Raw genomic sequence first — 18,295 nt, forward strand, 5'->3', positions numbered from 1 at the left:
ATGTCCGCTCGCTGTGAGAGAAGCCACACCGGTTTACGTGAATTTAATCCGAATGCTTGCTGAGCAATCGGGAATGTGCACGTGCAGGTCAGGCGTCCCGCCGATTCGCGGTGGCCACGCCGGCGGCGAACAACACCGCGCTGATCGCCGCGAAATACGCGAGATAACCCCACGGCCCGAAAGGTGGCGACAGTTTCAGCGTGGTCCTGGTGAAATCGCCACCGGCGAACTGCGACGCCGCGTAGAACGGCATCCACTGGTAGAGATCGCTGCCGATCTTGGGAATCAGCAGCACCAGGCCCTCGACCAGCTGCGTCCACACGAGCACGATCGCCAGCGCCAGCGCGGAACTGCGCAGCAGCAGTCCGACGCCGACGCCGAGCAGTCCGGTCAGCGCGAAGGTCAGGATCTGGCCGAACACGAGGCGCCAGTCCGCTCCGGAGTGCAGGCTGAGGTCCGCGTCCGGGCGCACGAGATGCGCCATCCCCCACGAGCCGACTCCGGCGAGCAGGCCGAGCACCGCGCAGACCACGAACACGACGGCGCCCTTGGCGAGCAACACCGGCGTCCGCGTCGGCACCGCCTGGAAGGTGAGCCGCAGCGTGCCCCAGTTGAAGTCGGCTGTCGCGGCGAGCACCGCCAGCACCAGCGCGACCGTGCGGCCGGTGCCCGTGGCCAGCTGAGTATTGCTCACGTCCGCGGTGATTTCGGCCCCGGAAAGCCCGAGGAACATCGCGGTGAACCCGATGGGCGCGGCCACCGCGATCAGTGCGCACCACCACGGCGCGCGCGTGCTGAAAAGCTTGATCCGTTCCGCCCGCAGCATATTCACCGCGCACCTCCACTGGTGAATTCGGCTGCCTGGCCGGTCAATTCGAGGTAGGCGTGCTCGAGCGAACCGGCCAGCGGGCTCAGCTCGTGCAGGGTCGCGCCCGCGGCGTAGGCGAGCTCACCGATCGCGTCACTGTCCATTTCGGACACCAAGAACGCACCGGAATCCTCGGTGAAAACCACTCGCTGCCGCGTGAGCGCGTTTCGCAGCGCCTCGGCGTGCGGCGTGCGCACCCGGACCCCGCGCGATCCGGCGCGGGCCACGAACTCGGCCATCGTGCCCTGGTAGATGAGCTGGCCGCGGCCGATCACCACGAGATCCTGCGCGGTCTGCTCCATCTCCGGCAGCAGGTGGCTCGACACGAACACCGTGCGGCCTTCCTCGGCGAGCCCGTGCAGCAACTGGCGGACCCACTGCACGCCCTCCGGATCGAGGCCGTTCACCGGTTCGTCGAACAGCAGCACGCGCGGGTCGCCGAGCAGTGCGGTCGCGATGCCGAGCCGCTGCAGCATGCCGAGCGAGAACGTGCCCGCCCGTTTGCGCGCGACCGCGGACAGCCCGACGAGCTCCAGGACCTCGTCGGCGCGCCGGTCCGGCAGTCCGTTCGTCGCGGCGAGGAACCGCAGGTGCTGGCGGGCGGAGCGGCCCGGATGCCGCCACGTCGCGTCGAGCAGCGCGCCGACCGTGCGCAGCGGATCGGACAGCTGCCGGTACGGCTTGCCCTCGATGTGCGCGGTGCCCGCGGTGGGCGCGTCGAGCCCGAGCAGCAGCCGCATCGTGGTGGACTTCCCCGCCCCGTTCGGGCCGAGGAATCCGGTGACGCGACCGGCCCGCGCGGTGAAAGTCAGGTCCCGCACCGCGACGGTGCCGCCGTAGGACTTGCTGAGTCCGGTCGCTTCGAGCACGCCGCCCCCCTTCTCGTGGATCCGAACTCTACCGAAACGAAAAGATCCGGGCCGCCCCCCGAATGGCGACCCGGATCTTGTTCCCCTTTTCCCCTTTTTCCCCTTGTTCGGCTCCGCCGGCCCCCGCCTGACTCGTCCGAACTTCCCTGTGGGTCTTTACGCGTCGCGCTTCTTCGCGACGCCGATCGCGATGGCCAGCAGGACCACGGCCACGCCGGCGAAGTAGGCCAGCGAGCCCCACTGCGACAGCGCCGCTTCCTGCGCGCCCGGTCCTCCGGAGCTTCCGCTGAGGAAGCGCTCCGCGACGGTGAACGGCATCCACTCGTGGATCTTCGGGCCGATGGTCGGGATCAGCTGCACGAGGTTTTCCACTGCCAGCACGTAGATCAGCAGCAGCGAGAGAGCGCCCGCGCTGTGCCGGATCAGCGTGCCGACCGCCACCGCGATGACCGCGGCGAAGGCGAACACCACGCCGACGCCGGCGACGTTGATCCAGTCCGCGGAGGTGTTCAGCGCCACCGAGGCCGACGGGCGGATCAGGTAGCCCAGTCCCCACGAGCCGAAGGCGCCGATCTCGCCGATCACGAACGACAGCAGCGCGACGACGGTGGCCTTCGCGACGAGCACGCCGCCGCGGTTCGGCACCGCCTGGAAGGTCGTGCGGATCGTGCCGAAGCGGTATTCGGTGGTCACCGCGAGCGCCGCCAGCACCATGATCACCGCGATGCCGAACTGGTGTCCGACCTGGGTGCTGGCCACCGACAGCTGCTCCCCGCTCTGGAGCGAGCCGGCGATGAGGCCGGCGAACCCGATGGTGAGCGCGAGCGCGATGAGGGAACACCACCACGGCGACCGGGTGGTGAAGAGCTTGATGCGTTCGACCGCGAGCAAAGTCATGATTCTTCTCTTCCCAACGAGAGTGTGGTCAGCGGATGGCCGCGGCCTGCCGCGCTTCCGCCTCGAGCCCGGTGTGGTACTCGACGGCGTCGCCGGTGATCTGCATGAAGGCCTGTTCGAGCGAGCCGGTCTGCGGGCTCAGCTCGTGCAGCACGAGGTTCGCCGAAGCGGCGATCTCGCCGATCTTCGCACTGTCCATTCCGGACACGATGAGCGCTTCGCCGGCATCGGTGACCTGTGCGCTGGCGGAGATCAGCTGCTGGCGCAGCGCTGGAAGCTGCGGCGAGCGCACCTTCACGGTGTTTTCCGCGGCCCGCGCCACGAATTCCTCAGTGGTGGACTGCGCGATCAGCTGGCCCTTGCCGATGACCACGAGATCGGTCGCGGTGAGCGCCATCTCCGAAAGCAGGTGGCTCGACACGAACACGGTGCGGCCCTCGGAGGCGAGACGCTGCATGAACTTGCGGATCCAGAGGATGCCCTCCGGGTCGAGGCCGTTGACCGGCTCGTCGAACAGCAGCACCTCCGGGTCGCCGAGCAGCGCGGCGGCGATCCCCAGCCGCTGCGACATGCCGAGCGAGAACCCGCCCGCCCGCTTGCCCGCGACGCTGGTGAGCCCGACGGTGTCGAGCACCTCCTCCACCCGCGCCGCCGGGATCCGGTTCGACCGGGCCATCCACTGCAGGTGCGCGCGGGCCGAGCGGTTGGGGTGCACCCATTTCGCGTCGAGCAGCGCGCCGACCGTGCGCAGCGGCTCCTTCAGCTCGTGGTACAGCTTCCCGCCGATCCGGACCTGACCCGCGGTCGGGTTGTCCAGCCCGAGGATCATGCGCATGGTGGTGGACTTGCCGGCGCCGTTCGGGCCGAGGAACCCGGTGACCTTCCCCGATGCCACGCTGAACGACAGGTTGTTCACCGCGAGCGTGCTCCCGTAACGCTTGGTGAGACCTGTTGCCTCGATCATCCCCTGCTCCCTCTACGGCGGTGCTGACGGAATTCATCCTGTCTCAGCGCCGCCGTTTTCGCGTCATCCTGTGGATCGAACCGGCTACCCGACCTGAGTAGTACTCAATCGTGTCGCGGGGTGGAGGGGGATGGGGGATGCCCCTGAGCCGACCCTGAACTTTGCCCGATCCGCTCGCGACCCACCACGGAATCCGCCGCGGGGTCCAGAGTGGACACCGTCCGGTTTGGACGCTTCAGCCGATCCCCGGCCGGGCGAGCCCGGTCTCGTACGCGAGAACGACCGCCTGCACGCGGTCGCGCAGGTCGAGCTTCGACAAGATCCGGCCGACGTGTGTTTTCACCGTAGCCTCGGAAAGGAACAACGTCTCGGCGATCTCGACGTTCGACATGCCTTTCGCGATCAGCACGAGCACCTCGCGTTCGCGGTCGGTCAGTACGTCGAGTTCCGCCGGATCGCGCATTTCCGCACCGCCGGAGCCGACGAACCGGTCGAGCAGCCTGCGCGTGACCGAGGGCGACATCACCGCGTCGCCGTCGGCGACCGAACGCAGCGCGGACACCAGATAGTCCGGCTGGGTGTCCTTGAGCAGGAAGCCGGACGCACCGCCCTGCAGCGCGGCGTAGACGTACTCGTCGAGGTCGAAGGTGGTCATTACGAGCACCCGCGCGGTACCGGCCGCGACGATCTGTTTCGTCGCCTCGACGCCGTCGAGCACCGGCATCCGCACGTCCATCAGCACGACGTCGGGCCGCAGTTCGGCGGCCATCCGCACGGCTTGCGCGCCGTCGCCGGCCTCGCCGACCACGTCGATGTCGGCCTGCGCGCCCAGCACCATCCGGAACCCGACGCGCATCAGTTCCTGGTCGTCGACGACCACCACTCGGATCACGAGTTCAACCTAACCGGCAGCACCGCTCGCACCTGCCAGCCACCGCCGACGGCGGGGCCCACCTCCAGTGTCCCGCCGTACACGTGCGCCCGTTCCCGCATCCCGATCAGCCCGTTCCCGCCCGCGACCGACAGCCGGGGGGCCGGTTGCCGGGCCGACCCGGTCTGCGGAGCGGTTCCGTTCGCGCCGACCTGCTGGAGCTGCCGGGCCCGGCCGGCGCCGTCGTCGCGCACGAGCACTTCGACGTCGTCGCCGGTGCGCTGAACCCGCACCGCGGCGCTCGCTCCCGCACCGGCGTGCTTGAGCGTGTTGGTGAGCGATTCCTGGACGATCCGGTAGATCCCGAGCGACACCCCGGCGGGCAGTTCGTCCAGCCCGTCGCCGAGGGCGAGGTCGACCGGGACGCCGGCGGCGCGCATCCGTTCGGCGAGGTCGCCGAGCGCCGTCGCGTCCGGCTGCGGCACCCGCGGTTCGTCGTCGCCGCGGTCGTTGCGCAGCACGTCGAGCAGCCGGCGCAGTTCGCCGAGCGCGCCGCGGCCGGTTTCGGAGATCGTCCCCAGCGCGCGTCCGGCCAGCTCCGGATTGGATTTCAGCGCGAGTGCCGCGCCGTCGGCCTGCACGACCATCACGCTGACCGAATGCGCCACGACGTCGTGCAGTTCCCGGGCGATCCGGCCGCGTTCCTCGGCCACCGCGATCCGCGCGGCCTGGTCTCGTTCGGTCTCCAGCAGATGCAGCCGGGCCTCGAGCTCGCGCTGGTAGGCACGGCGCGCGTACATGAATTCGCCGAGCAGCCAGCAGAAGGCGATGGTGAAGGCGCTGAACAGCAGCTGGGCCGCCATCGACGGCTCGGGCTTGACGATCGCGGTGACGACCATGGCCACCACGAACGCGCCGCCGTAGATCAGGCCCTGCTTCCGTCCGACGTAGACCTGGACCGAGTAGAGGCTGATCGCGAGCGCGGCCAGGCCGGACACCCCGAGGTCCAGTGCGCTGTGCGCGTAGGAGATGAAGTAGGCGGCGTACGCGGCGATCAGCGGGCGTTTGCGCCGGAACACCAGCGGGGCGACCACGGCGAGGTCGATCGGGACCGCGACGTACCAAGCCGGGCCGGGGACCTCGGGATCGATGCCGCCGCTGGCGAACACGAGGATGTCGAACGCCGCGAGGAACAGCGCGAGCAGCGAGTCCCCCACCATCGGGTGGGCACGCATCCACAGGCTGAGCCGTCGCACGACTCAACAGTAGGTCGCGGCGCCGGAAGCCGCGTCGGTCGCGGGTAGCACCTTCGGTGCGACCGAAGGATGACCGGCATGCGACGATTCCTGCTCGGGTGAGCGAACGAGCCGGAAGGGGGCCGGGGCGGTGACGGCAGCGGCGGAACGGGGAAGACTCGCCGGCCCACTGTCCGCGTCGGTGGCGGAGCTGTGCCACCGGCTGCGGTCCCAGGTGTCACCGCGCACCGCCGCCGGGTTCGCCGAGGTGCTGCGCCGGCTCGGCGCGCCGCTGCAGGTCGCGGTCGCCGGACGGATCAAATCGGGTAAGTCGACGCTGGTCAACGCGCTGATCGGACGGCTCGTCGCGCCCACCGACGTCGGTGAGTGCACGCGGCTGGTCACGCGGTTCCAGTACGGCACCGTCGACCGCGTCGAGGTGGTGTTCCTCGACGGCCGCAAGCAGGTGCTGCCGTTCGCCGCGGACGGGTCGATCCCGGCCGAGCTCGGCGTCGACATCTCCGAGGTCTCGCATCTCGAGGCGTATCTCACCAACGCGGTGCTGCAGGACATGACGGTGATCGACACCCCCGGTCTCGGTTCGCTGGACGCCGCGTCGGTGTCGCGGACCGAGCAGTTGCTGGGTGCGGCCGAGCAGGACGAGGGTTCCGACGACCTCGACGACACCTCGCGCAACGCCGTCGCGGGTGCGGAGGCCGTGCTTTATGTGGTGACCCAGGGCGTGCGCGCGGACGATCAGCAGGCGCTGGCCGCGTTCACCGCCGCGACCGCGAGCCGGGAAGCCGGGCCGGTCAACGCGATCGCGGTGCTGAACAAGGCGGACACGATCGTCGCGGAATCTGTCGAAGGCTCCGGCGGAGACATCTGGAAGGCCGCGCAACTGCTCGCCGAGAAGCAGGCCGCGACGCTGAAGCCGCGCGTCGCGGACGTGCTGCCGGTGATCGGCCTGATCGCCGAATCGGCCGAGTCCGGCGGGTTCACCTCCGCCGACGCCGAAGCGCTGGGCCAGCTCGCCGCGCTCGACGACGACGTCCTCGAAACGATGCTCATCGCGGCCGACATCTTCACCAGCTGGGAGTGCGACATCCCGGCCGGAATCCGGTTGCGGCTGCTGGAGAAACTCGATCTCTTCGGAGTCCGCTGCGCGGTCGACGCGATTCGCGCGGAACCGGGGATCACCGCGGGAGCGTTGCGGCGCAAGCTTCTCGACATCTCCGGACTCGACGCGGTCCGCCGCCGGCTGTCGACCGTCTTCGCCGCGCGCGCGGACGGAATCAAGGCCGCGGCCGCGCTCGCGTCGGTGACCGCGCTGGCGCACGCGTCCGGCGATCCGGGCGAACGGCAGCGGGTGCACGACGCGATCGAAGTGCTGCTGGCCCGTCCGGAAGCGCATCAGCTGCGGCTGCTGGAAGCGTTGACGCTCGTCGCCTCGGGTGCCGTCGAAATGCCCGAAGACCTGGCAGAAGAGGTGCTCCGGGTCGGCAGCAACGCCGACATCGGCGCGCAGCTCGGACTTCCCGGCGCCCCGCGGCCGGAACTGGCGGCGCACGCGCTGGAACGCGCCGGCTGGTGGCGGTCTTTCGCCTCCTTCGGCGCGACTCCGGCGCAAAGCCGCGTGGCCCACGTCGTGCACCGCGCCTATTTCCTGATTTGGCAACAGATTCGCGAACAGTAAACAACTCCTCCGCGACGCGTAGGCTGAATGTCGTGCGGCTGGAGGACACCACCTCGTGGCGGGTTTACTGGGGGAGCGACCACGACGTCGACGTGGCGTTGTTCCTCCGGGACGTCCTCGCGCTCTCGGTTGCCGACGGCCAGCTGCTGCCGCCGGTGGAGCCCGCGGTGCCGGTACACGTTCCGCCCGCCCTCGACCGCGCGGCGGTGCAAGCGCAGTGGGAACCGTGGTGGAACGGCCTGCTGACCTTCCTTCGCGAGCGCGGTTCCGGGCGCACCCGGCGGAAAAGCCCAGCTCCCGGCGACGGTTCGGCAATCGACCTCGCGGCCCAGCACTTCGCCCCGGCCGCCGCTGAGCACTTCGCGGCGGCACGTCGCCCGGTCTCGTCCGGCTTCCACCGCCGCCAGATCCTCGCCGGTGAACGGATGGGCAGGCTGGTCCGCGAAACCGAGGTGGAACTGGGCCGTCGCGCCCGGCCGTTCCGGCTGACGGTGCTGGAGATCCCGGTCGCCGGCCGGGTGTGGCTGCGGACGGCGGAGCACCAGCTGCTGGTGTCGTCCCGCCTGGCCGCGGACGTTCCCGCCCTCGATCAGGCCATGCGCGCGCTGATCCACGAGATCGCCTGAGGCCCTGCGCAAGCGTTTGCGATCAGGGTTTCGTGCACCCAGCTTTGATAAACCGAGTGATCGGTCTAATGATGGTCTGTCACGGTGTCCGCCACCCACGTCACGCTCGAACGGCGCGTTCTTGGACGACGGCAAGCTCGTGCTGCTCGGCGAGAACGACCGGGATCGCCCGCGAGAAGACCGACGTGTCCCGGCGGCAACTGGCCGCGAAACGACGCGTGATTCTCGACGCGGCAGCCGGGTGCTTCGCCCGCGACGGGTTCGAAAAGACCTCCACCGCGGACATCTGCCGCGCCGCCGGGATCAGCTCCGGCAGCCTGTTCCACTACTTCCCCAGCAAACGCGCGGTCTTCGTCGGCATTTTCGAGGCGGACAACGCCGACAACGAGGAACTGCTCGCCACCGCGGTGGAGATGGCCGATCCGTGGGTAGGCGTGCTCGCTGATCCGCGGCAATGACGATGTCATGCGCGTCGGTCTCGTGGGCTTGATCGAGCGCGGTGTCCGGACCGGCCGGTTCTCCCCCGTGCTGTCCCCGGCCGACGCCCTGCTTTCGCGCGTGAGCCTTGACCCCGACCTGGACGTCGAGCACGAGCAGGCAGCTGCTGGCGCGGATTCTCGGCCCGTCGCAGTGATCCGCCCCCGCCGCGCGCGGCGGCGCCGCAAACTGGTGGAATCACGGGGAACGGCCAGGGGAGGGTCCAGATGGCGTGGTTCGGCCACGAGGAAGCCGGCGACGCGGCCGAAGCGCCGACCGGCGAGATCAGCGCGGACGCCCTCGCGCGGATCATCGCCGAGGCGGACGGAACCGCTGCCGCGGCGGATGCGTCGGATCCCGATGTGGACCTCGTAGCTGCCCCGGGTGACCTCGAACGCGCGCTGTCCGACCGGCAGGCGCTCATCCAGCTCTGCCTCTACGCGCTGGACCGCGCCCGCAGCAGCGGCGTCGTGGAACGGCTCGAACACGGGCTCGCCGCCATCGGTGTCACCGCGTTGCGCGCCGAGGGCGAACGATTCGACCCGGCGCGCCACGAGGCGGGCGGTGCCGTGCCCACTGACGATCCGGAGCTGGAAGGCGTCGTCGCGGAGACCGAGGTCGTCGGGTTCGCCGACCAGGACCGGTTGTTGCGCGCGCCGATCGTCACCGTCTACGCGAAGCGGGCGCAGTGACCGCACCGACGCTTCCCGCTCAGGTCCAGGCCGCCCGCGAACAGCTGCTCGGCGTCGTCCGCGAGGCTGATCCGCAGGCCGCGAAGTGGGTCGAGGACCAGCGCAAGGCCCGTTCGGAGAAACCGTCCGTGGTGGTCGTCGGCGAGACGAACCGCGGGAAGAGCTCGCTGGTCAACGCCCTGCTCGCGACCCCGGGACTGTCCCCTGTGGACGCTGACGTGGCCACCGCGACCTACCTCGTTTTCGAGCACGCGCAGCAGTGGGGCGCGCAGGCTTGTTACCCCGGTCAGCTGGCGTCGGTGCCGTTCGACCTGACGCAGCTGGTCGATTGGGTGTCCGCCGCGCACGAGCTGCCGCCGGGGCAGCTGCCGCCGCGCTACGTCGAGGTCTCCGGTCCGGTTCCGCTGCTGGAACGGCTGACGCTGGTCGACACTCCGGGCGTCGGCGGGCTCGATTCGCTGCACGGCGAGCTGGCCAAGGAGGCCGCCGCGCGCGCGACTGCGCTGGTGTTCGTGGTCGACGCGTCCGCCCCGTTCACTTCCACTGAGCTGCAGTTCCTGCGCGAGGTCGCGGACCGCGTCGAGACGGTGGTGTTCGTGCTGGCCAAAACCGACGCGTTCCGCGGCTGGCGCGAGATCCTCGAAGCCGACCGGCAACTGCTCGCCGAACACGCGCCGCGCTTCGCCGACGCGGTCTTCCATCCGGTGTCGGCGCGAGTGTTCGAGACCGCCGCGAAGGCACCGAACGAGCAGGTCGCCGCCATGCTGCGGGAAAAGTCCGGCATCGCCGCGGTGCAGGTCGCGCTGCAGGAGCTGCTGGTCGGCCGGTCGATGATGCTCAAGGAAGCCAACACGCTCCGCGCGCTTTCGAGCGCGCTGGCCGGGATCAAGGCGAAGCTGCAAGCGGAAAGCCGTGCTCTGTCGGCCGGTGAAGCGGAAGCCGAACAACTCCGCGCCCGCCGCGATGATCTTCAGTCCCAGCGCCGCACTTCCACCCGCGGCTGGCAACTGCGCTTGCGTGGCGAAATCCAGCGCACGCGCGTTGAGGTGGGCCACGAGAGCAGCCGCGAAATGCGGGACGCCCAAGCGCATTTCCGCCAGCGCATCGACGCGGCCAAACGCGACGACTTGGCCGCGCTGCCACAGGAAGTCGACATCGCGCTGCAGACCGCGTCGCAGCGGGTGTCGATGCAGCTGTCGCAACGGCTGAACCAGGTCACGAACACGGCCTTGTCGGAGCTGTTCTCCGCCGAGGAACTCGACGTGATCCGCGCCCAGTTCGCGCGCGCCGGAGGTCCGCCGGTCGTGCTGCGGCCGCCCGACAAGAAACCGCCGACCGCCGAAGACAAACTCCTGGTGTTCATGGGCATTTCCGGCGGCGTCGGGGCAGGAAAGATCGCCGCGCTGCCACTGGCCGGGGTCGCGATCCTCAACCCGGTCGTGCTCCCGGCGACGATCGTGATCGGCCTCGGCGCGGGCTGGTGGATGGCACGTACTCGCAAACACGCGTCGGACAAACAGCATCTGAAGCAATGGCTGGTCGAAGCGATCGCCGACGCCCGCTCGACGCTCGACCAGCTCATCGCCGAACAGCTCATCGAGGCCGAGCAGCAGCTGTCGCTCGCCCTCGACGAGGCGTTGGGCCGCCGCATCGAGGCGATCGAGGCGGAGCTGAAGGAGGTGGACCAGACGATCAAGATGAGCGCGCAGGAGCGGGCGAAGAAGATCGCGATCGTCTCGAAACGCCTCAAGGACGTCACCGAAGGCCACACCCGGGCCGAAACGCTGCTTTCCCGCATCCGCACGGTCCGCGATCGGGCATGATCAGCCGGCGCCGCGGCGGCCTTCCGGCCAGCCTGCCGCCGTGAGCAGGTGATCGGCTTGTGGACGGGAACCGAACCGGCCTAACGTGAGTCATACCGAGCGAAGCAACCAGCGGCAGACCCGGCGTACTAAGGGGGACCAACCCATGTGGGTCGACGAGAGCGGCGGCACCGACGCGACCGGCCCGGAGGCCATGACCGTCCACGTCGACGGCCAGGAGTACCAGGCCGAGGTCAACTACGACACCGATCACGACGGGGTCGCCGACACCGCGGTCGTCGAGCATGACGACGGCACCGCGCAGGTGTTCGCCGACACCAACCACGACGGCGTCGCCGACCACTACGCGGTGCTCGACTCGACCGGGCACGTCGTGGACCAGGCGGTTTACGACGAGCAGAGCGGCAGCTGGGTCGAATCCGGCCACGGCCAGTCCGGCTCCGACGGCACCGATTCGCACTCGCAGGACACCTCGACCGCCGGGCACATCCACGCCGACCTCCCGGGCGGCGAGGTCGACGCCGGGGTCGCCACCATCGACACCGACCACGACGGGCACAACGACACCGCGGTGGTCGAGACGAAGTCCGGCGGCACGATCGCCTTCACCGACACCAACGGCGACGGCGAGGCCGACGTCGCGGTGGAGGTCGGCGCGGACGGGTCCACGCACACCTACGAGCACACCGGCCACGGCCAGTGGACCGAGACCGACGGCGGCTCGAACCACGCGCTCGACTCGGCGGCCGCGGTCGACCCGGGCAGCGACCAGGCCTGGGGCGGCGAGGGCGCCCAGCTGCTCAGCGGCGTCGCGAGGATCGACAGCGGAACCGGGCAGTGGATCAGCCCCAACTGAGCTCTCGGTAACTGACGTCACACGAACGGGTCCGGCCGCGCGCCGGGCCCGTTCGCCGTTTCCGGGCGAGCGCCCGCAAGATCGGGACCGATCAGCCCGGCTCCCGGCATCCGGCACGAATGCGACGCGGGCCACGCGGAAAGATTTTCGGCGCTGGCCCGTTCCGGTGAAACTGAATCGATTCCCTTATCGTTCTTGTGAGAGAACCGACAGGTCAGCTCTCGGTTACCTGGCGTCCATCCGGCTACAGTCGGGGAATCCCAAAACCCGTACACCGGTCTTCCGCCGGTGTGCGAAGCCATTCGGTCGCCGGCAACGAAGCCCGCACCAAGAACACTGTCGTTCGCGGTGTGGGCTCTTTTGTCGTCGGAAGTCAGGAGTAAAGATGACCGCAGTCGCCATCCCCGGACTGGACAACGCGCCGACGACGCACAGTGGCGTGCTGTCCTGGGTCCGGGAGGTCGCCGAGCTGACCACCCCGGACCGCGTGGTGTGGGTCGACGGGTCTGACGAGGAAGCCGCCCGGATCAACCAGGAGCTGGTCGACGCCGGCACCTTCGTGAAGCTGGACGCCAAGCCGAACTCCTACTGGGCCACCTCGGACCCCGACGACGTCGCGCGGGTCGAGAACCGCACCTTCATCTGCTCGAAGGAGGAGAGGGACGCGGGGCCGACGAACAACTGGGTCGACCCGGCCGAGATGAAGGCCACGATGACGGAGCTGTACCGCGGCTGCATGGCCGGCCGCACGATGTACGTCATCCCGTTCTGCATGGGTCCGCTCGGCGACGAAAACCCCAAGCTGGGCATCGAAATCACCGACTTCGCCTACGTCGTCGCGTCGATGCGCGTGATGACCCGCGCGGGCAAGGCGGCGCTGGACAAGTTCATCGCGCCGGACGGTTCGGAGCGCGAGTTCGTGCCCGCGCTGCACTCGGTCGGCAAGCCGCTGGCCCCGGGCGAGAAGGACGTCGCCTGGCCGTGCAACGAGACCAAGTACATCTCGCACTTCCCGGAGGAGCGGCTGATCTGGAGCTACGGCTCTGGCTACGGCGGCAACTCGTTGCTGGGCAAGAAGTGCTACTCGCTGCGCATCGGCTCGGTCATCGCCCGTGACGAGGGCTGGCTCGCCGAGCACATGCTGATCCTCAAGCTGATCTCGCCCGAGGACAAGGTCCACTACGTCGCGGCGGCGTTCCCGAGCGCCTGCGGCAAGACCAACCTCGCCATGCTGCAGCCGACGCTCCCGGGCTGGCGCGCGGAGACCCTCGGCGACGACATCGCCTGGATGCGCTTCGGCGAGGACGGCCGCCTCTACGCGGTGAACCCGGAGTTCGGGTTCTTCGGCGTCGCGCCGGGCACCGACAACCACACGAACCCGAACGCCATGCGCACGATCGAGAAGGGCAACACGGTCTTCACGAACGTGGCGCTCACCGACGACGGCGACGTGTGGTGGGAGGGCATGGAGAACACGCCTGAGCACGCCATCTCGTGGAAGCACCAGGACTGGACGCCGGACTCCGAGGAGAAGGCCGCCCACCCGAACTCGCGGTACTGCGTGCCGATGTCGCAGTGCCCGATCCTCGCGCCGGAGTGGGACGACCCGAAGGGCGTGCCGATCTCGGCGATCCTGTTCGGCGGCCGGCGCAAGACGACGGTGCCGCTGGTGAACGAGGCTCGCGACTGGCAGCACGGCGTGTTCATGGGTGCGACCATGTCGTCGGAGACCACCGCCGCCGCGGTCGGCGCGGTCGGCAACGTGCGCCGCGACCCGATGGCGATGCTGCCGTTCCTCGGCTACCACGCCGGTGACTACTTCAACCACTGGCTGGACCTGGGCAAGAACGCCGACGCGAACAAGCTGCCGAAGATCTTCTACGTCAACTGGTTCCGCCGCGGCGACGACGGCCGCTTCCTGTGGCCGGGCTTCAGCGAGAACTCGCGCGTGCTCAAGTGGGTCATCGAGCGCGTCGAGGGCAAGGGCAACGCGGCCGAGACGCCGATCGGCTTCGTGCCGAACGCCGAGGACCTCGACCTCGAGGGCCTCTCCGAGCCGGTCGAGGACATCCAGGCCGCGCTCGAGGTGCGCAACGAGGAGTGGCGCGAGGAACTGCCGCTCATCGAGGAGTGGTTCGCGAAGATCGGCGAGGTGCCGACCGCGCTGCGCGACGAGCTCGACGCGCTGGCCCAGCGGCTCGGCTGACGCCGCACGACGGTAAGAAGGGGACGTTCGCACCGGGCGCGGACGTCCCCTTCTTCGCACGGTGGAAACGGTAGCGTGGGCCGCATGGTCTCTGACGGGGAGAAGACTTTCCGCTTCGGCGTGAACCTGGTGTCGCCGGGCTCGCGCGACGAGTGGGTCGCCAAATGCCGCCGGGTCGAGGAACTCGGGTACGACGTGCTGAGCGTGGCCGACCATCTCGGCATCGCGCCGCCGTTTCCCGCGCTCGTGCTGGCCGGCGAGGCCACCGAACGGGTGCGGCTCAACACTTTCGTGCTCAACGCGCCGTTCTACAACCCGGTGCTGCTCGCCCGCGACGTCGCGGGCACGGACCAATTCGTGTCCGGACGGCTCGAACTCGGCCTCGGCGCGGGATATGTCAAAGAGGAGTTCGAAACGGCCGGAATGCCGTTTCCCAGCGCGGGTGCGCGGGTCGATCACCTCGAATTCACGATCAAGGAACTCGCCCGGCTGTACGCGGATCCGGACTACGCGCCGAAACCCTTGCAACCTGGCGGTCCCCCGCTGATGATCGGCGGCCGAGGCGACCGGTTGCTGTCGCTCGCCGCCGAACACGCGGCGACGATTGCCTTCAGCGGCATGGCAAAGGTGCGTGACGGTTCGCCGCTGATGCTGGCCACGGCGGACGCGGTGGAAGAACGCACCCGCTTCGTCACCGAGCGACTGGCTGGCCGGGAAGCCGAATTCAACCTGCTCGTGCAACTCGTCCGGATCACTGATGATCGCGAAGGCGCCTTGCGCGAAATCCATGCTCGCCTCAGCGACACGCTGACGCTCGAGGAACTGGCTGAAGTCCCCACGGTGCTGGTCGGCACCGTCGAGGAAATCGCCGAGCAGATGGTCGCGCACCGCGCCCGGTTCGGTTTCAGCTATTTCACGGTCCTCGAACCGAACCTCGAAGCGCTGGCCCCGGTGGTGAAACTGCTGTGTCGCCGATAGTCGAGACGCGCGGGCTCGGCGTGAAGGCCGGCGACCTGTGGTTGCTGGAGGACCTCGATTTCTCGGTCGACCCTGGCGAATGCGCGGTGCTCGTCGGGCCTAACGGCGTCGGCAAATCCACCCTGATGCGGTGTCTGTACGGAATGCAGCAACCGCAGCGAGGCCGGGTGCTGGTCGACGGCGCGAAGCCGGACGAACGCAGCGTTTCCTTCCGCCGCAAGGTGTCCGTGCTCTTCGACGATTCCGACTTTTTCGCCGAACTCACCCCGATGCAGCATCTGGAACTGCTTTCCGGCTCGTTCGGCGAGGATCTCGGCGATTTCGAAGCACTGCTGGCGGACGCGGGTCTCGGCGAGCGCGCCCGCGTCACCGCCGGGCATTTCTCGGCCGGGCAGCGTCGCCGGCTGCTGTTGTTGGGCGTCACCGCGCGGCCGCATCGCGTGCTGTTGCTCGACGAGCCGGAACGCGCGCTCGACACCGCGGGCAAGGAGTGGCTGGTCGAGCTGATCGGCCGCTCCACCAAGGCGGGTGCGGCAGTTGTCGTTGCCACGCACCATCAACCGTTGCTGGACACGGCAGACAGCGTGCTCGAACTGTGGTGACCCGGTTGCGCGTGCCCGGCCGCAAGCGGTTCGGCGGTATTTTCAGCGGCGACAGTCCCACCTTCGTGCTGATGTTCGGCGTCGGGTTCCTGTTCACCGCCTTTTTCCGCACCGACGCCTGGCACCGAGTCCTCTTTGGACCGTCCGCGGTGGACTACTCGGCGGTGCTCGGCCTCGTCGCGTTGTGCGCCGCGGTGGGCTGGCGAAGCCTGCTGCGGCGCGGTTTCGTCTGGGCCGAACCGGCCGAGCTGACCTGGATGGACTTCGCTCAGGTGGACCGCCGCCGCGTCGTCGCGACCCGGCTGGCCGGCGTGCTCACCGGATTCGTCGTGGTGATCGGCTATCTCGCCGCGCTGATGCTGGCGGTCGGCGGCAGTTCGATCGACTGGTGGCGTGCCGCGGCGGCGCTCGTCGCCGGGGGCACGATCCTCGCTTTCACGACCGCACGGCGTACTGCGTTCCTGTTCGAAGCTGCTGGACCGCTGCTCCTCGCGGTGGCGGGTGTCGTGATCGCCGCGGCTCGCCTGGACGCGACGACGGTGCAGTACGTCGGCGCGGCGCTCGCGTTATGCGGTCTGCTGCTGGCTTTTGGCGGCGAAGCGGTGAGCGGCGCCGGTCGTGCGGTGTTGCTCGACGGCTGGAACGCACGGGTCCTGCGCGCGATGGCGGTGACGTTTCTCGACCCGATGATGATGTTGCCGGAATCCGCGCCCGCGGGCTCGTGGTCGCTGCGCCCGCCGACCGCGTTCCGGCTCGCGTGGGTCGGGATCGTCGGCCGTGCCCGGTACGCGAGCGCGGTGTTGTTAGTGGCTTTCGCGGTAGCCGTCGGACATGTTGCTGTCCCCACTCTGCCGGGTCCGGTGCTCGTCGGGATCGGCGCGTACGTCGCGCTTACTCCTTTCGGGGCCGGTCTTGGCGTGCTGTGGCGGAATCCGGGGCGGCGACGGTGGCTGGGCTCGACGTCGCGGGAGCTGGTGATCGCCCACGGCGTCGCGCTGGTCGTGGTCGGAGTTGTCTGGTGTGCTCTGCTCTCAGTGGCACTTTTGGCTTTGGGCACCGCGTTTTCGCCGCTCTCGTGGGTGACCGTTGCCCTGGCGGTGCTCTCGGTATTGCGCACCGTCACACGCCAGCCGGTGGACTACAGCAGCGCGGGTTTTGTCGACACCCCCGCCGGTCCGATGCCGGCAAACCTTATGCGGCAACTGTTCCGCGGTCCGGACCTGCTGGTGCTCGGCATTATCGTGCTGGCACAACTCGGCTGAACGGCCGCGCCCGGGTTAGGCTCCGTGCCGACGAGAGGAGCCGAACGTGGGCGGTGGACACGCTTCCGGCATCGGACGCAGGGCGACGTGCGAGTTTCCGCCCGGCTGGAGCGACGAGCAGATCATCGCGGTGGTCAAGGACGTCGCCAACGACCCGGGCGAACCCCGGCGGCAGCAGTACAACGGGCGTTGGCGCTGCGTCGGCGAACGGTACGGCGTGCGCGTGGTCGTCCTGGTCAACGGCGACGGCCACGTGCACACCAGCTACCCGCTGCCGGGCCCTGGCGTCGTCCGGAACGCGGACGCCGCCCGCGACCCGGCGAACCCGACCGTCGACGACCGCGCGGGCAACCGGATCAGCTACTTCGTCGACAGCGTCCTGCGCCTGCTCGCCCACCGGATGGCGCCGGAGGACCTCGAGCACTACCGCGACCTGCAGTGGTCCGGCGAATGGGAGGAGCTGGCCGACACCCTGGCCGCGCATTTCGAGGTGACCGGCATCCAGCTCAACCCGGACGAGTACGCGGATTTCGAGAAGCTGCTGAACTCGTTCGAACTGCCGGTCCGCGACTGCCGCTACCTCAACGACCGGGAACGGATCCTCGCCGACCTGCGCGGCTGAGACGTCACCAGGGGATTTCGCCGGCGTCGTCGAAGAACCCGCCGCGCGGCCCGTCGTCGGGCAGGGTCGCGAGCTTGACCGCGATCGCCGCGCCCTGCTCGGGCGTCCGCGTTCCGGCGTAACCGGTGAAATCCGTTGCCACGTAACCGGGACAGGCGGCGTTGATGATGACGTTCGTGTCGGCCAGCACGCGGGCGTACTGCACGGTGATGCTGTTGAGCATCGTCTTCGACGGCGCGTAAGCGGCGAGGACCGGGCCGGTTCGCAGCTTCAGCGAACCCATGTTGCTGGACACGTTGACGATGCGCGGTGACTCCGCTTCGCGCAGCAGCGGCAGCATCGCGTTCGTGACCCGGACGACGCCGAAGACGTTCGTGTCCAGGACAGTGCGGAGGACGTCGAGGTCGAGGGTCGTCGGATCCTGGGCACCGCCGTCGAGCTTGCCGCCGATGCCGGCGTTGTTGACCAGGACGTCGAGCCGGTCGAGGCCCTTGGCCGCGGCGGCGACGCTGTCTTCGGAGGTGACGTCGAGCGCGACCCCGAACGCGTCGATGCCCGCGGCGCGCAGTTCCTCGACGGCCTTCTCGCGGTTCTTTTCGTCCCGCGCACCCACGGCGACGGTGAAGCCGATCGAGCCGAGGCCGCGCGCGATGGCGAGGCCGATTCCCTTGTTCGCGCCGGTGACCAGCGCGGTCTTCGTGTCGTTCACTCCATCCATAGTTGGCGCGGGCCCTTCGGACGTCCAAGATCA

Annotated in this window: 18 protein-coding genes; 11 read left to right on the forward strand and 7 right to left on the reverse strand. The window is 69.2% G+C overall.

The window, feature by feature from the left end; genetic code table 11:
* Positions 1-88: 88 nt before the first annotated feature.
* The 6 genes from ATK30_RS19295 to ATK30_RS19320 form a co-directional block, all read right to left on the reverse strand.
* The gene (locus ATK30_RS19295; RefSeq protein WP_101436778.1) at positions 89-832 is read right to left on the reverse strand and encodes a hypothetical protein; all 744 of its coding nucleotides are present in this window, start codon (positions 830-832) and stop codon (positions 89-91) included.
* Positions 829-1,737 (reverse strand): ABC transporter ATP-binding protein, encoded by a 909-nt coding sequence (locus ATK30_RS19300; protein WP_101436779.1) that lies wholly within the window; start codon positions 1,735-1,737, stop codon positions 829-831. Before ATK30_RS19300 ends, ATK30_RS19295 begins: the two co-directional genes overlap by 4 nt.
* A gap of 156 nt (positions 1,738-1,893) precedes the next feature.
* Entirely contained in the window at positions 1,894-2,634 is a 741-nt protein-coding gene (locus ATK30_RS19305) for an ABC transporter permease (protein ID WP_101436780.1), read from the reverse strand.
* Between the two features lie 28 nt (positions 2,635-2,662).
* Positions 2,663-3,598, reverse strand: a complete 936-nt coding sequence (locus tag ATK30_RS19310) for an ABC transporter ATP-binding protein (RefSeq protein WP_101436781.1) — start codon at positions 3,596-3,598, stop codon at positions 2,663-2,665.
* A 235-nt stretch (positions 3,599-3,833) separates the two neighbouring features.
* Entirely contained in the window at positions 3,834-4,490 is a 657-nt protein-coding gene (locus ATK30_RS19315; protein WP_101436782.1) for a response regulator, read from the reverse strand.
* The gene (locus ATK30_RS19320; protein WP_463672422.1) at positions 4,487-5,704 is read right to left on the reverse strand and encodes a sensor histidine kinase; all 1,218 of its coding nucleotides are present in this window, start codon (positions 5,702-5,704) and stop codon (positions 4,487-4,489) included. Before ATK30_RS19320 ends, ATK30_RS19315 begins: the two co-directional genes overlap by 4 nt.
* A gap of 151 nt (positions 5,705-5,855) precedes the next feature.
* On the opposite strand from ATK30_RS19320, the gene ATK30_RS19325 reads away from it, so the two are divergent.
* From ATK30_RS19325 to ATK30_RS19375, 11 genes are all read left to right on the forward strand, one after another.
* Complete coding sequence (locus ATK30_RS19325) at positions 5,856-7,400, forward strand: dynamin family protein (protein WP_101436784.1); 1,545 nt, start codon at positions 5,856-5,858, stop codon at positions 7,398-7,400.
* 32 nt (positions 7,401-7,432) lie between these two features.
* Positions 7,433-8,026: a hypothetical protein gene (locus ATK30_RS19330; RefSeq protein ID WP_101436785.1), complete on the forward strand. Its 594-nt coding sequence runs from the start codon at positions 7,433-7,435 to the stop codon at positions 8,024-8,026.
* Positions 8,027-8,211: 185 nt separating this feature from the next.
* Positions 8,212-8,484: a TetR/AcrR family transcriptional regulator gene (locus ATK30_RS46230; protein WP_244194660.1), complete on the forward strand. Its 273-nt coding sequence runs from the start codon at positions 8,212-8,214 to the stop codon at positions 8,482-8,484.
* A 246-nt stretch (positions 8,485-8,730) separates the two neighbouring features.
* The gene (gene grpE / locus ATK30_RS19340; protein WP_009085166.1) at positions 8,731-9,195 is read left to right on the forward strand and encodes a nucleotide exchange factor GrpE; all 465 of its coding nucleotides are present in this window, start codon (positions 8,731-8,733) and stop codon (positions 9,193-9,195) included.
* On the forward strand, positions 9,192-11,018 hold the full coding sequence (locus ATK30_RS19345; protein WP_101436786.1) for a dynamin family protein: 1,827 nt from the start codon (positions 9,192-9,194) through the stop codon (positions 11,016-11,018). The genes grpE and ATK30_RS19345 overlap by 4 nt, the downstream gene beginning before the upstream one ends.
* Before the next feature lie 145 nt (positions 11,019-11,163).
* Positions 11,164-11,874 carry a DUF6802 family protein gene (locus ATK30_RS19350; protein WP_101436787.1) on the forward strand — a complete coding sequence of 237 codons (711 nt, stop codon included), beginning with the start codon at positions 11,164-11,166 and terminating at the stop codon, positions 11,872-11,874.
* A 385-nt stretch (positions 11,875-12,259) separates the two neighbouring features.
* Positions 12,260-14,080 (forward strand): phosphoenolpyruvate carboxykinase (GTP), encoded by a 1,821-nt coding sequence (locus ATK30_RS19355; RefSeq protein WP_101436788.1) that lies wholly within the window; start codon positions 12,260-12,262, stop codon positions 14,078-14,080.
* Between the two features lie 84 nt (positions 14,081-14,164).
* Positions 14,165-15,058, forward strand: coding sequence for an LLM class F420-dependent oxidoreductase (locus tag ATK30_RS19360; RefSeq protein WP_101436789.1), 894 nt, complete (start codon positions 14,165-14,167; stop codon positions 15,056-15,058).
* Entirely contained in the window at positions 15,055-15,660 is a 606-nt protein-coding gene (locus ATK30_RS19365) for an ATP-binding cassette domain-containing protein (protein WP_101440936.1), read from the forward strand. Before ATK30_RS19360 ends, ATK30_RS19365 begins: the two co-directional genes overlap by 4 nt.
* Positions 15,654-16,922 carry a DUF6297 family protein gene (locus tag ATK30_RS19370; protein WP_101436790.1) on the forward strand — a complete coding sequence of 423 codons (1,269 nt, stop codon included), beginning with the start codon at positions 15,654-15,656 and terminating at the stop codon, positions 16,920-16,922. The genes ATK30_RS19365 and ATK30_RS19370 overlap by 7 nt, the downstream gene beginning before the upstream one ends.
* A 46-nt stretch (positions 16,923-16,968) precedes the next feature.
* Positions 16,969-17,544: an EndoU domain-containing protein gene (locus tag ATK30_RS19375; RefSeq protein ID WP_101436791.1), complete on the forward strand. Its 576-nt coding sequence runs from the start codon at positions 16,969-16,971 to the stop codon at positions 17,542-17,544.
* 4 nt (positions 17,545-17,548) lie between these two features.
* Here ATK30_RS19375 and ATK30_RS19380 read toward each other — a convergent pair whose 3' ends face one another.
* Entirely contained in the window at positions 17,549-18,262 is a 714-nt protein-coding gene (locus tag ATK30_RS19380; RefSeq protein ID WP_101436792.1) for an SDR family oxidoreductase, read from the reverse strand.
* Positions 18,263-18,295 lie beyond the last annotated feature (33 nt).

Origin of the sequence: Amycolatopsis echigonensis (assembly GCF_002846615.1) — a bacterium.
GTDB lineage: Bacteria > Actinomycetota > Actinomycetes > Mycobacteriales > Pseudonocardiaceae > Amycolatopsis > Amycolatopsis echigonensis.

Excerpts from the sequence above, each read along its gene's own strand:
- ATK30_RS19305 (WP_101436780.1), bottom strand. The coding sequence starts at position 2,634 with ATGACTTTGCTCGCGGTCGAACGCATCAAGCTCTTCACCACCCGGTCG.
- ATK30_RS19310 (WP_101436781.1), bottom strand. The coding sequence starts at position 3,598 with ATGATCGAGGCAACAGGTCTCACCAAGCGTTACGGGAGCACGCTCGCG.
- ATK30_RS19320 (WP_463672422.1), bottom strand. The coding sequence starts at position 5,704 with ATGCGTGCCCACCCGATGGTGGGGGACTCGCTGCTCGCGCTGTTCCTC.
- grpE (WP_009085166.1), top strand. The coding sequence starts at position 8,731 with ATGGCGTGGTTCGGCCACGAGGAAGCCGGCGACGCGGCCGAAGCGCCG.
- ATK30_RS19350 (WP_101436787.1), top strand. The coding sequence starts at position 11,164 with ATGTGGGTCGACGAGAGCGGCGGCACCGACGCGACCGGCCCGGAGGCC.
- ATK30_RS19355 (WP_101436788.1), top strand. The coding sequence starts at position 12,260 with ATGACCGCAGTCGCCATCCCCGGACTGGACAACGCGCCGACGACGCAC.
- ATK30_RS19360 (WP_101436789.1), top strand. The coding sequence starts at position 14,165 with ATGGTCTCTGACGGGGAGAAGACTTTCCGCTTCGGCGTGAACCTGGTG.
- ATK30_RS19380 (WP_101436792.1), bottom strand. The coding sequence starts at position 18,262 with ATGGATGGAGTGAACGACACGAAGACCGCGCTGGTCACCGGCGCGAAC.